Raw genomic sequence first — 14,194 nt, forward strand, 5'->3', positions numbered from 1 at the left:
ATATAATATAATTGGTAAAAGTAGTAATACCCTTATATTCGTAATTAAATATTAAATAAATTATTTTTATATATTGCAGTTTGTGTAATATCATAAAAGTGAAGAAGCAACCACTTTGAAAAAACTTCAAAGTGGTTTATTTTTTTACTATATTTATCTTTTATTTTATAATATGAAGATTAAATATATGAGAGTATAAACAATTAGTAATGAAAAGGAGAATGTGATTTGGAAAGTGTTACAAGAAATTTATTTAAGGACAAGGAGTTTTTTAGAACCTTATTTAAATTAGCTCTACCTATTATTATACAAAATTTTATAGCATCCTTTTTAAATATGATAGATACTATAATGGTTGGTAGATTAGGAGAAGCACAGATAGCTTCTGTTGGTATAGCTAATCAATATTTTTTACTTTTTAATTTATTGGTATTAGGCACTTTTAGCGGCTGTGGTATATTTATATCTCAATTCTGGGGAAAGAGAGATATAAAAAATATAAGAAGAATATTAGGGTTAGCTCTTATTTCTGGAATAATTATTTCTCTTATTCTTGCAAGTATGGCAGCTATATTTCCTACACAAATAATTTCTATATTTAATAAAGATCCTAAAGTAATCTTATATGGATCTCAATATCTAAAAGTAATATGTATAAGTTATATCTTTACAGCTATAACTTTAGCTTATAGTGTTTCGTTACGCTGTGTAGGTCAAGCAATAGTTCCAATGCTAGTAAGTGCTGTAGCTTTACTATGTAATACATTTTTTAACTATATATTTATTTTTGGAAAATTTGGAGCGCCAGTTTTAGGGGTAAAGGGAGCAGCCTTAGCTACATTAATAGCAAGAATTATTGAATCAGTATTATTAGTAACATATGTATATAAAACTAAAGGAGTTTTAGCAGCTAAACTAGGTGAAATGCTAGATTTAACTAAGGAATTTATAATAAAAGTTGTATCAACAGTTATACATGTAGTGCTCAACGAAGCATGTTGGGGATTGGGAACCATAGTTTATTCAGCTGTATATGGAAGAATTGGTACAAAGGCAGTAGCATCTGTACAAATTTGTACAACAGTACAAAACTTATTTATGGTTATAACTTTCGGTATTGCAAATGCAGCTACGGTTATGATAGGTAATAAAATAGGAGCCAATAAAGAAGACTTAGGAAAGATATATGCAAAAAGATTTTCTATAATTGGATGTACAATAGGATTATCTTTAGGAATATTATTATGGATAAGCTCTTCGCACATATTATCACTTTTTAATGTATCCAACGAAGTTTTACATGATTCATTAATAATACTTCGTATAACTTCTATTATTATGATCATAAGAGTGTTCAATATTATACTTATAGTAGGAATTTTAAGAGGAGGAGGAGATGCAAAGTATTCTTTAATGGTGGAAGCTTTTACAATGTGGTGTATAGGAGTTCCATTGTCTTTGATAGGTGCTTTTCTGCTTAAATTTCCAGTTTATTGGGTAGTTGCTTTAGTAACTATAGAAGAAATAGTAAAATGTATCGTAGGACTAACCAGATTACTATCTAATAGATGGGTAAGAAATGTAGTTTTAGATATGTAGAATTTAATAACGGTGTTAATTATGTGAAAAAATGCTACTTTACCTGTGGATAATTTAAGTAAAGTAGCATTTAATTTTATTAAGTTAAATTTATAATTTGCCCTCTAGAGAATATTTCTATTATATTAGTGCTAATTTCATGACTACTTTCAAGAATTTTATTTTTAAAGTCCTTTGTAATAGAGTTTTTAGCCCAAAAGTGCATAGGAATAAACATTTCGGGGTGGATTTTTTCTATAAAATATTTACCGCCTAAATAACTAAATTCTTCCAGTCTTGGATCTACAGGAAAAAATGCAATATTGATGTTTTCGCCCTCTAGTTTAGTTATCTCTTTTTTAAAATCTAATTCCATTTTAACTCTTTCTTCTATAGGATCCTCTTTCCAATTCCACCAGTTAAGGTCTCCGGCATGAAATATAGTAAGTCCGTCAACTTTAACCAAGAAAGCTACTCCTATATCTGTAGAGTGAAAGGTTTTTATGTATATATCATCTAATTGTAAATCTTTATTTTCCCATATAGTATAATAATTATTCTTATATTCAGGAAGGGTGATATCACTACTCAAAATATACTTTATTTCAGAATTATATTTTTCCCAATCTAGTATAACTGGATTAAAATGATCATGATGTCCATGAGAAGAAAAAACAAATATGTTCTTTTTATTTTTAATATCATCTAATCCAACTACGCCGTTTTGTAGATTCATTTCTTCTCCCATTGGAGTATTATAGTAATAATCAAATATTAAAAAATGATTAGTTGTTTCCACTGCAAAGCCATCATGATATAAATAATGAATTTTAGCTTTTATTTCATTCATATTATTATACCTCCGTAATTTATCTAATTATTAATAATTAACTTAATATAATATTATATCATTATAATATTTATAATATAAAGTCAAATTTATAGGGACAAAAAATTATTGACATTAATTGCATACTTATGCTAAATTAAAGCGGAAATTGTAATTTATATGACTTTTAATTGTTTGGGAGAAAGGAATGGGGAATTTATGAAAGAGAAAGAAGAGGTGCATTTAAAAAAAGGATTAGGACTTATATCAACTACTGCTATAGTAACTGGAAATGTTATGGGATCAGGAATATTTTTGTTAGTAGCATCATTATCCCAGGAATGTAGTCCAGGTTCTGCAATGATTGGATGGATTATAAGTGGATTGGGAGCTATTTTTATGGGATTATCTTTTGCAAATTTAGGAGCAAAAATCCCTAAAACTGGAGGCCCTTATGAGTATGTAAAGCAAGCTTTTGGAGATTTTGTGGGTTTTACAAATGCCTGGTTGTTTTGGAATTCTTATTGGATAGCAATTATTGCATCCTTAGTGTCAGCTACAGCTTATGTAGCTGCATTTATACCGTTTTTAAATGAAAATAGATTAGCTGCATTTTTATTCACAAGTGCAGTGTTATGGATATTTACATATATAAACATAAAAGGAATAGAAGAAGCAGCTGTATTTCAAACTATATTAACTACAGCAGTAATAATTTTATCTATAGTATTTGTTTTTGTAACAGCACCTAAATTTGATATAAAAAATATAACACCTCTTTTTTCAGAGAAAAAGGGGTTAGGCTCAGTAAGTGTAGCCGTTTCAATAACATTATGGGCTTTTTCAGGTTTTGAAGCTGCGGCAGTTTCGGCAGGAGAGGTGAAGAATGCTAAAAGAAATGTAAAACTTGCTACTATATTAGGCATAGGGATAAGTATTATATTATATTTAACTTTAAGTTTTTCTACTATGGGAGCTATAGATTCTAAGGATTTAGCTAAAGTAGATGGAAATTATGTAGAAATATTAGCACCCTATTTTGGAAATAAATTTGCTTATATAGTTATTATAACAGAACTTATAAGTATATTTGGAACTGCTTTTGCAACAATATTAACCACAGCTAGAATGTCTTATGCAGCAGCTAAGGATAATATGTTTCCCAAAATATTTCAAGGGGTTAACCATAAATATCAAACACCATCTTCATCATTAATAATAGCAGCGGTTTTAGGAAATATATTACTTGCAATGAATTATACGAAAAGTTTATCTCAGTTGTTTACTTTCATGATACTTTTATCAAATTTATCCTGTTTGCCTATATATGCATGTACATCCTTATCAGATATAAAGTTATGGAGAAAAGAAAATAAAAAATACACAAAATTTCAATTAATTAAATATTCAATAATACCAATACTAGGATTTATATATGCATTATGGGCAATATATGGTTCAGGCTTAGAAAGCATAATTTATTGCTTAGTATTAATGGGTGCAGGGGTTCCACTGTATTTTTATCAAAAAAGAAAAAATATATCAGTTATAGACAACAAAGACATATATATTGATTTGTTAGAATAAAATTATAATTTAGGCTCATATCTTAAATTTAGAAATAAATTTAAGATATGAGCTTAAACTAATTTTAACTTAGAATTATTAATAAATCTTCTTATTTCTGTAGCTAATTTATTCGATGACTACCCGCTCTAATACTCACATCTTCTTTAAAGTGGGAGTAAAGAGCGGATACGTCCCTGGATAACGATTTCTAAGCTTCAGTGGAAGTAAAAACTCCTTCTGAAGCTTAGAAATCTGTTTATCAAGAATATAAATGGACGGAATTAAAAAGCTTATTATACAATAAAAAAATGTATATTATCTAAAACTTATATTATAGAAGGATGCTTAAAGAATTTAAAGGTGAGTATAGGGAATAATAGAGATAGCATAGAGAATAGTAGACAGATAACTAAATTAGTTAAGTGTGTACGGAATGAGGTTTTATAATGGAAGAGAATAGTTTAATAAAGAGAAGTAGCTACAAGCAAATAAGAAGATATAAATGGTACAAATTATTCATTATAGGGCTTATAACCTATATATTAGGATTAGTAGTTTTAATATGGACTGGAAATTCTATATTATTCCCTTCAGTAGTTATGTTAGGAAATTTTCTTATACCTGTAACATATGTGGCTTTCTTTTATGAAAGAAGACGTTTTAGTAATGTAAATATGACAGATACTGTAGCTAGTTTCTTTTATGGAGGATTTTTAGGAACTTTTGCAGCAGCTATATTAGAGCCTATTTTTATTACAAGCTTAAATTTTAGAACTGCTATAATAGTTGGAATTATTGAAGAATTTACAAAGATTTTAGGAGTATTATTTATATATAGACGCAAAAGGCATAGTCTAGAGATAGATGGCATAATCTTGGGAGCGGCAGCAGGCATGGGATTTGCGGCTTTAGAAAGTATAGGATATGCTTTTACATTTTTTTTAAAGAGTAGAGGAAGTTTATCGCTTACTGTTTATATTACTATGTTAAGGGGAATTTTAGCTCCTTTAGGTCATGGTACTTGGACTGCTATTTTAGCTGGAGTATTTGCTAGGGAAAATATTAAGGGACATTTTATCATAAATAAAAAGGTTATAAGAGCTTATATTACAGTAGTTTTATTACATGGACTTTGGGATGCTATACCTTCTCTTATGGCAATCATTATGCCAACAGGGATAGCTGTTTTTATAGGAGAATTTATAGTAGGTTTTACAGGTATCTTTATTCTTATGAGACTATGGTTTGAAGCTAAGAAACAGGCAAGAGAAAGTATAGAATAAAATAAATACCTTATTCATATATGTACTAAGGTTTTATATGAATAAGGTTAATTTTATAAAGTAAAATTTATTATGCTAATCCAATTAATCTTACAAATTGAGTAAAAACAAAGCATATACTTATACCTGCTATTGTAGGTACTAGAAAAGATACTAATGTCCACTTTAAACTTTTTGTTTCTTTTTTTATAGTTAAAAGTGTAGTGGCACAAGGAAAGTGCATCAAACAAAACAACATAACATTTATTGCTGTAAGTAAAGTCCAACCATTTGAAACTAATAAATCTCTTAAAGCTGATAGGTTTTCTAACTCTAACATTGAACCTGTAGCCATATAACTCATTATTAAAATAGGCATAACAATTTCGTTAGCAGGAAGTCCAAGTATAAAAGCCATAAGTATATAACCGTCCATGCCAATTAAATGAGCAAAAGGGTCTAAAAATTCTGCAGCATGAGTAAGTATGCTCATATTACCAACTTTAATATTTGCAAATATCCATATTACAAGTCCAGCTGGTGCTGCAACTATTATAGCTCGGCCTAATACAAATATGGTTCTATCAAGAATTGATCTTACAATTATTCTACCTATTTGAGGTTTTCTGTATGGAGGAAGCTCTAATGTAAAAGATGAAGGAACTCCTTTAAGTAATGTCTTTGATAAAATCTTTGAAACTAAGAGTGTCATAATGACACCAAATACTATTATGCCAGTAATAGTTAGAGTAGCAATTAGGCTTTTTTTATTGTTACCTGCAGATCCAGCAATAAATATAGTAGTAATAGCAATTAACGTTGGAAAACGACCGTTACAAGGAACAAAGAAGTTGGTAATAATAGCAATTAACCTTTCTCTTGGAGAATCTATTATTCTACATCCTACAACTCCTGCAGCATTGCATCCAAAGCCCATGCACATAGTTAATGCTTGTTTACCGTGAGTACAAGCTTTTTTAAAAAAGTTATCTAAGTTAAAAGCGACTCGAGGCAAATATCCTAGGTCTTCTAGAAGTGTAAATAGTGGGAAAAATATGGCCATAGGAGGAAGCATAACGGATATAACCCAAGCTAACGTTTTATAAACTCCAAGAACCAAAACTCCATGAAGCCATTCAGGCCAACCTTTACTTAAAAATAAATAAGTAAGTTTATCTTCTATAATGCCAAACATATTAGCAAGTGCTTCTGAGGGATAGTTAGCTCCTACAATTGTTATCCAAAATATTATAGCTAACATGCATATCATGATTGGAATACCAAAAATCTTAGAAGTTAGTATATTATCTATTTTTCTATCAAAGTCATTATAGTGTTTGTTCTCAAATCGAACTACTTTATTACTTATCTCTTCACCTAATTTAACAATATTTTCTACAATTTCATCTCTTAAGTCATGTACTTTTATAGAACAATTTGAACAGGATTTACAATTGCAATCTAGTGTAGTATCAATATTATCCAAACAAGTTAATTTTTTTTCTATATCAAAACCTATATATTTATTTATAGAATTCAATATAGTTTTATCATTATCTAAGAGTTTTAAGCATAGCCATCTATTATTTACTTTATCTCCTATTAAAGAGTTTATTCTCTTTTCTAGAGAGTTTATTTCATTTTCTATAAATTCATTGTATTGAACTTTTAATGGATTAGTTTCAAGTTTCCTTTGGGAAACTTGAAAAACTGCTTCCATTAAATCATCTAAGCCTTCGCCATCTCTTGCATTAGTTCCTATCACAGGTACTCCTAAAAGCTTTGATAGTTTATTAATATCAATATGAATTTTTTTTCTTTTGGCTTCATCCATTAAATTTACACAAACTACTACTCTATCCGTCATTTCAAGGATTTGAAGTACTAAATTTAAGTTGCGTTGTAAGGAAGTAGCATCTGTCACTACTACAGTAGCATGAGGATTAGCAAAGCATATAAAATCTCTAGCAATTTCTTCTTCAGCAGAATTAGAAAGCAAAGAATAGGTTCCAGGTAGGTCTACTAAAATAAAATTTTTATCTTTGAATTTGTAATTACCTTGAGCTGTGGTTACGGTTTTACCAGTCCAGTTACCAGTATGTTGATTTAATCCAGTTAAGCTATTAAATACAGTACTTTTACCAGTGTTTGGATTGCCAGCTAAAGCTACAATAATGTCATCTGGCGAAGTTAGATTTAAATCTAACATTTCTTTTAAAGCACCTGATCCAGTAGATTGACTAGTTAGGCCCATGATTTAACCTCCAAATAAATTATTACATTAATTCAACTAATATTTTACTTGCTTCTTCAGAGCGAAGAGCAATTACTGTACCACGTATTTCATAAGCTATAGGGTCACCAGAAGGGCTTTGTCTTAAAGATTCCACCTCTGTATCTGTAATTAGTCCAAGATCTAACATTCTTCTTCTAGAAATACCTTGTGAAGTTAGTTCCTTAACTTTTGCAATACTTCCAATAGGAATAAGATTTAAAGGAATAAGTGTATTTTCCATAAAATATACCTCCATTATATTTAATTAAATGACTACTTATAATCATAGAAAAAAGTTAGTCACGTGAAATTTTTAATATATCTATTCATAATATATTACTAATTAATTAAAAAGGTTACACATATTATTTATAGAGTACAAATAATAAAACTTTTATTTTGCTATTCTACAGAAAAAACTTTAATTATATAAATAATAAAGGATAGATGTGGAGAAAAGTTTACTTATTATTAAAAAAATTTGCAGTTTTAATTCTCAATTATTAAGTAAAAAAGGAGGGAGTTATTTGGGTAGAGATAATTTCTATACGGTTCGAGGTTATGAAATTTTAGAAAAAGAAAAAACTTTATTGACCCATAGCATGGAAGACTATTTGGAGATGATTTATAGAAAAAGTATTAATGAAGGATATACAAGAATTAGTATATTAGCAGAGTGTTTAAATGTACAGCCGTCCTCTGCTACAAAGATGGTTCAGAAATTAACTAAGTTAGGATGTATAGATTATAAAAAATATGGATTAGTTAAGTTGACAAACAAAGGTAAAAGTATTGGTGAATTTCTTTTAAATAGACATAAAATAATAGAAAATTTTTTTCAAATCATTGGAGTAGAGGATGAATTGTTAGTTAATATTGAGCTTATGGAGCATAATATAACAAAGGATGCTTTGTATAAAATTAAGAGATTAAATAATTTTTTTAAAGATAATAAAGAAGTTAGAGAAAGATTTTTAGAATATAAAAATAGATAAAAAATTGTATTTTAAATTAGGCTAATGATAAATATATTTTGTCATTAGTCTTTTTTATTTATAACAGAAATTTAGCACTTGAAAATATTTATAAAAGTATCCTTGACAAATGAATAATAAAGTATATACTTTAATAAGTAAGACTTCCTAACGTTAGGTAGGAAGATGATAAGTGAATTTAAAGGAGCGTTAGTATGTATACAAAGCAAAAAATAATGAATTCCGCATTTCATTTATTTGCCCAGAAAGGTTCAGATTTTTCATTAAATGAAGTGGCAGAAGAAGTAGAAATAAAAAAACCATCTATTTATGCTCATTTTCAAAGTAAAGAAGAATTATTACACAAAGTTATAGATAGAGAAATAGACACTTATTTTTTGAAAATAAATGACGAAATGGATAGTTTTTGTAAGAATGAAGACAACATAGAAAAAATATTAAAGAAAACATTTATGACTATATTACATTACTATGATTCTTTAGATAGATTATATTTTTGGAAAAGGATAATACTTTTGCCCCCTAAAGGATTTGAAGTAGAATTAATAGAAAAGTCTAAAGAATTGTTTAATCAACGTTATAATTTAGTAAAGAATCTTCTTTTAAAAGCTATAGAAGAAAATATAATAAGAAAACAATGTATTGAGACTATTGCATTAAGCTATTTTTCTACAATTCATGGAATATTAGCTAGTGTAATTATTTATAAAGAAAAAGATCTAACTCATTATTATGATAGTATATGGGAAAATTTTTGGAGAGGAATGAAATAAAATGTTTATGCCAAAGTTATTTTCTATTGCAAAAGAAGAAGGATTAGAAAAAGGACAATTGATGAAGGATTTTATTGCAGGAATAATTGTAGCCATCATTGCATTACCTTTATCAGTAGCCTTAGCTATTTCATCAGGAGTATCACCAGAAAAAGGACTTATTACAGCTATAATAGCAGGATTTTTCATATCTTTATTAGGTGGAAGTAAAGTACAAATTGGAGGACCTACTGGAGCCTTTGTTGTTATTGTGTATGGGATAATTCAAAAATATGGGATTGAAGGATTAACTATTGCAACAATTATGGCAGGAGTATTTTTAATAATTTTTGGTTTGCTAAAGTTTGGAGATTTAGTTAAATATATACCTTATACAATTACCATAGGATTTACTGCAGGAATTGCAGTGGTGTTATTTTCTACACAAATTAAAGATTTTTTAGGATTAAGTATCAATAAAGTTCCTTCAGAGTTTTTACCTAAGTGGTATAGTTATATAACTAATTTAAATACATTAAGTTATTCAACTGTTATAATAGGATTAGTATCTTTACTTACTATAATTTATTGGCCTAGGATAAATAAAACTATTCCAGGCTCATTAGTAGCCCTTATAGTTGCTACGGTAGCTGTAAAGTTATTAAATTTACCTGTTGAAACTATAGGAAGTCGTTTTGGGCAAATCTCTTCTAGTATACCTAAACCAGTTATACCTAATATGAATATGGAAGTAATCAAAGGATTAATAGGACCAGCCATGACAATTGCCATCCTAGCAGGAATAGAATCATTGCTTTCTGCTGTAGTAGCGGATGGTATGATAAGAGATAAACATGATTCAAATGCAGAATTAGTAGCACAAGGAGTAGCAAATATTGTTTCTGCACTATTTGGGGGAATACCAGCTACAGGAGCTATTGCCAGAACTGCTGCTAATGTTAAAAATGGTGGTAAAACTCCAATAGCAGGAATAATACATGCTATTACTCTTTTATTTATTATGCTAATATTTATGCCTTATGCTAAGCTAATACCTATGACTACTTTGGGAGCTATTCTTATAGTAGTATCTTATAATATGAGTAATTGGAGAACATTTAAAGAACTTTTAAAAGCACCAAAAGGAGAAGTGGCTGTGCTTTTAACTACTTTTACATTAACTGTAGTATTCGATTTGGTTGTAGCTATAGAAATAGGCATGGTATTATCTATGTTCTTGTTTATGAAAAAAATGTGTGATCATACAAAAATAAGTCCTATAATTTCTGAAAAGGAATTAGATAATAAGGTATTACTATATGAAATAAGGGGACCATTCTTTTTTGCAGTGTCACAGAATCTTAAGAATGTTTTAAATGAAATAAAGAGTGAAACTAGAGTTGTAATATTAAATATGAACAAGGTTCCAGTTATGGATGCATCTGCCTATAATACATTGAATGATATTTATTCTCACTGTAAGAAAAACAATATAAAACTTATTTACTCAGAAGTTCAAGAGCAACCTATGAGACTAATTAAGAGAATGAGTAATTTTGCAAAGCAGGAGGAAAAGAGATTTTTTTCTAGTTTAAATGAGGCATTAAGTGAAGCAAGAGAACTTATAAGTATAAAGTCTATGAGTTAACTTCATTTGAATAGATAGAATAATAAAATTTTAAATTAATATATTTTGAAGTGTAAATGTAAAAGATAGTATTAATAAAAAGGGACCATCTCACAATGCATAAAAATGTAATATGAGAGGTCTCTTCTCTGTTTTATAGGCAAATTATATTTAAAATACATTTTTGCTATTTTAAAATATTTTTGTATAATAATTTATTTTGTTTTATGCGTTAACAATTTTTCCTCCATTTAAATGAATTATTTCTCCTGTAATAAAAGAAGCATCATTGGAAGCTAAGAATACATAAGCTCCTGCCAGTTCTACTGGTTGCCCAGGTCTTTTTAGTGATGTATCATTGCCAAATGTAGCAACTTCAGCAGCTTCAAAGGATGAAGGAATTAATGGAGTCCATATAGGACCTGGTGCTATAGCATTAACTCTTATACCCATATTTGCAAGAGAAATAGCCATTGAACGAGTAAAAGAAACAATAGCTCCTTTACTAGAAGAATAGTCAATTAATCTTTCATTTCCTTTATAAGCAGTAATGGAAGCCGTATTTATAATAGAGCTTCCTTCTTTTAAATAAGGCATTGCAGCTCTTACTAAATAAAACATACTAAAAATATTTGTTTTAAAGGTTTTTTCAAGCTGTTCATCTGTAATGTCTTCAATACTGTTTTGTGCGTATTGTACTGCTGCATTATTAACCAATATATGAAGGCTTTTAAATTCATTTATAGTTTTTTGTATAACATTGTTACAAAATTTAGAATCTGTTATATCACCAGGAATTAGTAAACATTTTCGTCCTAATCCTTCTATTATTTTTTTAGTTTCCTCAGCATCTTCATGTTCATCGTAATAAACAATAGCTAAATTTGCACCTTCTTTAGCATAAGCTACAGCCACAGCTCTTCCAATACCACTGTCGCCTCCAGTAATTAAAGCAACTTTATCTTGTAATTTATTAGAGGCTTTGTAGTTTGTGTTATCAAAAATCGGTCTTGGATTCATAGTACATTCTATTCCAGGATGTTTAGTTTGCTTTTGTGCAGGTATAGACTTTGGAAAACTATTAATAAAATCTAGTTCTTTATCCATTGAACTTCGTCCCTTCTAAAAATATTTTCAAAAATTATTATTAGTAATTTCATATAAAAAATACCTAAGATATAACTAAATGAAAAAGTATGATGAAATTATGTTAAAATTGTTAAGAAATATTGAAGTTATTGTATTATAATGGGAAAGGTGATTATATAATAGTATTCACAAATATATTTTAAGATAGAAAAATTATTCAACAATTATGGAAAGGAAAGAGAAAATTACATATGAATAGAGAAAATAAATTAGAAATAGATTATGGATTAAAAATGATGCTTCAAAATTTTGAAAGTGTATCTGTCTTAATTTTAGATAGATCATATAAATATATTATGTTAAATAATAACCATAAGGAATTTATGAAAGAATTACTTGGAATAGAAATAGAAGTAGGAATGAATATTTTAGATATAATTTATAAGAATGTAAGAGATGATATTAAAGAGAATCTAGTGTTTAGAATAAAGCAAAAGTTAGAAAATGCTTTTAACGGAAATAAAGTGATTACTAATGAAGAACTATTAGTAAAAAAAAATGAAATAGAATATTTTCAAGCAGAGGTAATACCAATTAAAGATAGTAATGGAAGTATTTATGCAGTAGGAGTATATGTTTTAAATATAACTGATAAAATTAATTCTATGAAATATTCTCTTAAAAAAAAGTTAGATATATCTTCTGAATATGATGAAAAATCTAGCTTCCTAAGAAATATAAGTCATGAAATAAGAACCCCTATAAATGGGATTATTGGATTGACAGATATATTGTTAAAGGATGAATTAAATTTTAAACAAAGACAGTATATGATGTCAATTAGGCATTCAGCAGCTTCTTTACTAGAAAATATCGAAAACATATTATATAATTGTAAAAATGAATCTAGTAAACTGCAGATACAATATAAAGAATTTAATTTTTATAAATTTATAGATAATATTAAAAATATATTTTTAGCTAAGGGAGAAGAAACTAAAATAAAAGTAAAATACAGTATTGGTGAAGATATTCCACAATGGATTATTGGAGATGATCTGTTATTACAAAGATTATTAATAAACTTAATTTCAAATTCTTTAAAATTAAGTAGTTCAAGGGAAATGGAAGTTAATATAACAAAAGAGAGTAAATTTATATATCATTATAATAAAAAAGGTATTAGATTGAGATTTACAATAAAATACTTAGGTCATGAGTTAAATAAAAAAGATACTATTCAAATTATAAAAGAACTAATAAAAGATTTAGATGGAAATATTGAATTTAATAGTAATTACTCTAAGAATAAAATCAATATGGATATTCCTTTTATATTATCTAATAAAGTTGAAGAAAATATTGGAGCTGATGGAATTAAAGAAAATATTGAATTGGGAGCTAATGAGGGAATTTGTGAAAACAAGTTTAATGAGTTAGATAAATTAGAGAATATAAAGATATTAGTAGCTGAGGATAATCTAGTAAATCAGATGGTAATTAGTGAATTAATAAAAATATTAGGATGGGAAGGTAAAGTTGTAAATAATGGTAAGCAAGCAATAGAAGAATTAGAAAATGACAACTATAATTTAGTCTTAATGGATATTTCTATGCCGGAGATGAATGGATTAGAAGCAATGAAAATTATTAAAAGTAAAAAAAGATTTAAAGAAATACCTATCATAGCGTTAACAGCTTATGCATTAGTTGAGGATAAGGAAAAACTTATAGAATTAGGAATGGACGATTATTTATCAAAGCCAATAGATAAAGAAAGATTATATTATATGGTAAACAAACATTTAAACTTAGACAATGAATATTTTAATGGATTTAGAAGATTAGAGAAAGTTTTAGATGGAAATACTGAACTCATATTTGAATTAGGAAATAAAATAATTCAGATATTTTCTAAAGAACAAATGAATGAAATAATAGAATTATCAAATAATGGACAAATAGTAGAGCTAAGAGAGGTAATACATAAGTTAAAGGGAGCAATTTCTAATTTTAAGTTAACAGAAATTATAGAGGCTTTAAATAACATTAAGGAAAAGGCTATTAATGGAGAGATATATTTAGTATATGAGTTAACTGATAAAATAAATAGAAATATAGAGAAATTTCAAGAAAAACTTATAGAATACTGTAATAAACATTAATTTTGCTAATATTGAATTTAGTAGAAAATTGACTTATAAATTGTTATAGTGTA

11 protein-coding genes are annotated in these 14,194 nt (G+C 27.7%); 7 read left to right on the forward strand and 4 right to left on the reverse strand.

The features are described from left to right. Positions 1-228 precede the first annotated feature (228 nt). On the forward strand, positions 229-1,599 hold the full coding sequence (locus J2Z24_RS02665) for an MATE family efflux transporter (protein WP_035147733.1): 1,371 nt from the start codon (positions 229-231) through the stop codon (positions 1,597-1,599). Between the two features lie 79 nt (positions 1,600-1,678). On the opposite strand, the gene J2Z24_RS02670 is transcribed toward J2Z24_RS02665, so the two are convergent. Further along, positions 1,679-2,428, reverse strand: a complete 750-nt coding sequence (locus tag J2Z24_RS02670) for an MBL fold metallo-hydrolase (protein WP_035147735.1) — start codon at positions 2,426-2,428, stop codon at positions 1,679-1,681. Positions 2,429-2,626: 198 nt separating this feature from the next. On the opposite strand from J2Z24_RS02670, the gene J2Z24_RS02675 reads away from it, so the two are divergent. After that, positions 2,627-3,994, forward strand: a complete 1,368-nt coding sequence (locus tag J2Z24_RS02675) for an APC family permease (RefSeq protein ID WP_035147737.1) — start codon at positions 2,627-2,629, stop codon at positions 3,992-3,994. A 428-nt stretch (positions 3,995-4,422) separates the two neighbouring features. Next, positions 4,423-5,259 carry a PrsW family intramembrane metalloprotease gene (locus J2Z24_RS02680; protein ID WP_035147739.1) on the forward strand — a complete coding sequence of 279 codons (837 nt, stop codon included), beginning with the start codon at positions 4,423-4,425 and terminating at the stop codon, positions 5,257-5,259. Between the two features lie 70 nt (positions 5,260-5,329). On the opposite strand, the gene feoB is transcribed toward J2Z24_RS02680, so the two are convergent. After that, positions 5,330-7,492, reverse strand: coding sequence for a ferrous iron transport protein B (gene feoB, locus J2Z24_RS02685; RefSeq protein WP_035147741.1), 2,163 nt, complete (start codon positions 7,490-7,492; stop codon positions 5,330-5,332). Between the two features lie 22 nt (positions 7,493-7,514). Continuing rightward, positions 7,515-7,754 carry a FeoA family protein gene (locus J2Z24_RS02690; RefSeq protein WP_035147742.1) on the reverse strand — a complete coding sequence of 80 codons (240 nt, stop codon included), beginning with the start codon at positions 7,752-7,754 and terminating at the stop codon, positions 7,515-7,517. Positions 7,755-8,040: 286 nt separating this feature from the next. Here J2Z24_RS02690 and J2Z24_RS02695 point away from each other — a divergent pair, with 286 nt between their 5' ends. The 3 genes from J2Z24_RS02695 to J2Z24_RS02705 all read left to right on the forward strand — a co-directional run bounded on the left by J2Z24_RS02695 (position 8,041) and on the right by J2Z24_RS02705 (position 10,908). Beyond that, positions 8,041-8,508: an iron dependent repressor, metal binding and dimerization domain protein gene (locus tag J2Z24_RS02695; RefSeq protein WP_035147743.1), complete on the forward strand. Its 468-nt coding sequence runs from the start codon at positions 8,041-8,043 to the stop codon at positions 8,506-8,508. A 194-nt stretch (positions 8,509-8,702) separates the two neighbouring features. Next, entirely contained in the window at positions 8,703-9,281 is a 579-nt protein-coding gene (locus J2Z24_RS02700; protein WP_035147746.1) for a TetR/AcrR family transcriptional regulator, read from the forward strand. Position 9,282: 1 nt separating this feature from the next. Next, positions 9,283-10,908: a SulP family inorganic anion transporter gene (locus tag J2Z24_RS02705; RefSeq protein ID WP_035147747.1), complete on the forward strand. Its 1,626-nt coding sequence runs from the start codon at positions 9,283-9,285 to the stop codon at positions 10,906-10,908. Between the two features lie 204 nt (positions 10,909-11,112). On the opposite strand, the gene J2Z24_RS02710 is transcribed toward J2Z24_RS02705, so the two are convergent. After that, positions 11,113-11,994 (reverse strand): SDR family oxidoreductase, encoded by an 882-nt coding sequence (locus J2Z24_RS02710; RefSeq protein ID WP_035147748.1) that lies wholly within the window; start codon positions 11,992-11,994, stop codon positions 11,113-11,115. A 233-nt stretch (positions 11,995-12,227) separates the two neighbouring features. Between J2Z24_RS02710 and J2Z24_RS02715 the strand changes: the two genes are divergently transcribed. Next, positions 12,228-14,141 (forward strand): response regulator, encoded by a 1,914-nt coding sequence (locus J2Z24_RS02715; RefSeq protein ID WP_051593230.1) that lies wholly within the window; start codon positions 12,228-12,230, stop codon positions 14,139-14,141. Positions 14,142-14,194 lie beyond the last annotated feature (53 nt).

The sequence above is a fragment of the Clostridium tetanomorphum genome (genome assembly GCF_017873215.1).
Taxonomy (GTDB): Bacteria; Bacillota; Clostridia; order Clostridiales; family Clostridiaceae; genus Clostridium_AO; species Clostridium_AO tetanomorphum.

What these genes read in the sequence shown, in the direction of transcription:
- J2Z24_RS02670 (WP_035147735.1), bottom strand. Translation starts at nt 2,428, where the DNA reads ATGAATGAAATAAAAGCTAAAATTCATTATTTATATCATGATGGCTTT.
- J2Z24_RS02675 (WP_035147737.1), top strand. Translation starts at nt 2,627, where the DNA reads ATGAAAGAGAAAGAAGAGGTGCATTTAAAAAAAGGATTAGGACTTATA.
- J2Z24_RS02680 (WP_035147739.1), top strand. Translation starts at nt 4,423, where the DNA reads ATGGAAGAGAATAGTTTAATAAAGAGAAGTAGCTACAAGCAAATAAGA.
- feoB (WP_035147741.1), bottom strand. Translation starts at nt 7,492, where the DNA reads ATGGGCCTAACTAGTCAATCTACTGGATCAGGTGCTTTAAAAGAAATG.
- J2Z24_RS02690 (WP_035147742.1), bottom strand. Translation starts at nt 7,754, where the DNA reads ATGGAAAATACACTTATTCCTTTAAATCTTATTCCTATTGGAAGTATT.
- J2Z24_RS02700 (WP_035147746.1), top strand. Translation starts at nt 8,703, where the DNA reads ATGTATACAAAGCAAAAAATAATGAATTCCGCATTTCATTTATTTGCC.
- J2Z24_RS02705 (WP_035147747.1), top strand. Translation starts at nt 9,283, where the DNA reads ATGTTTATGCCAAAGTTATTTTCTATTGCAAAAGAAGAAGGATTAGAA.
- J2Z24_RS02710 (WP_035147748.1), bottom strand. Translation starts at nt 11,994, where the DNA reads ATGGATAAAGAACTAGATTTTATTAATAGTTTTCCAAAGTCTATACCT.
- J2Z24_RS02715 (WP_051593230.1), top strand. Translation starts at nt 12,228, where the DNA reads ATGAATAGAGAAAATAAATTAGAAATAGATTATGGATTAAAAATGATG.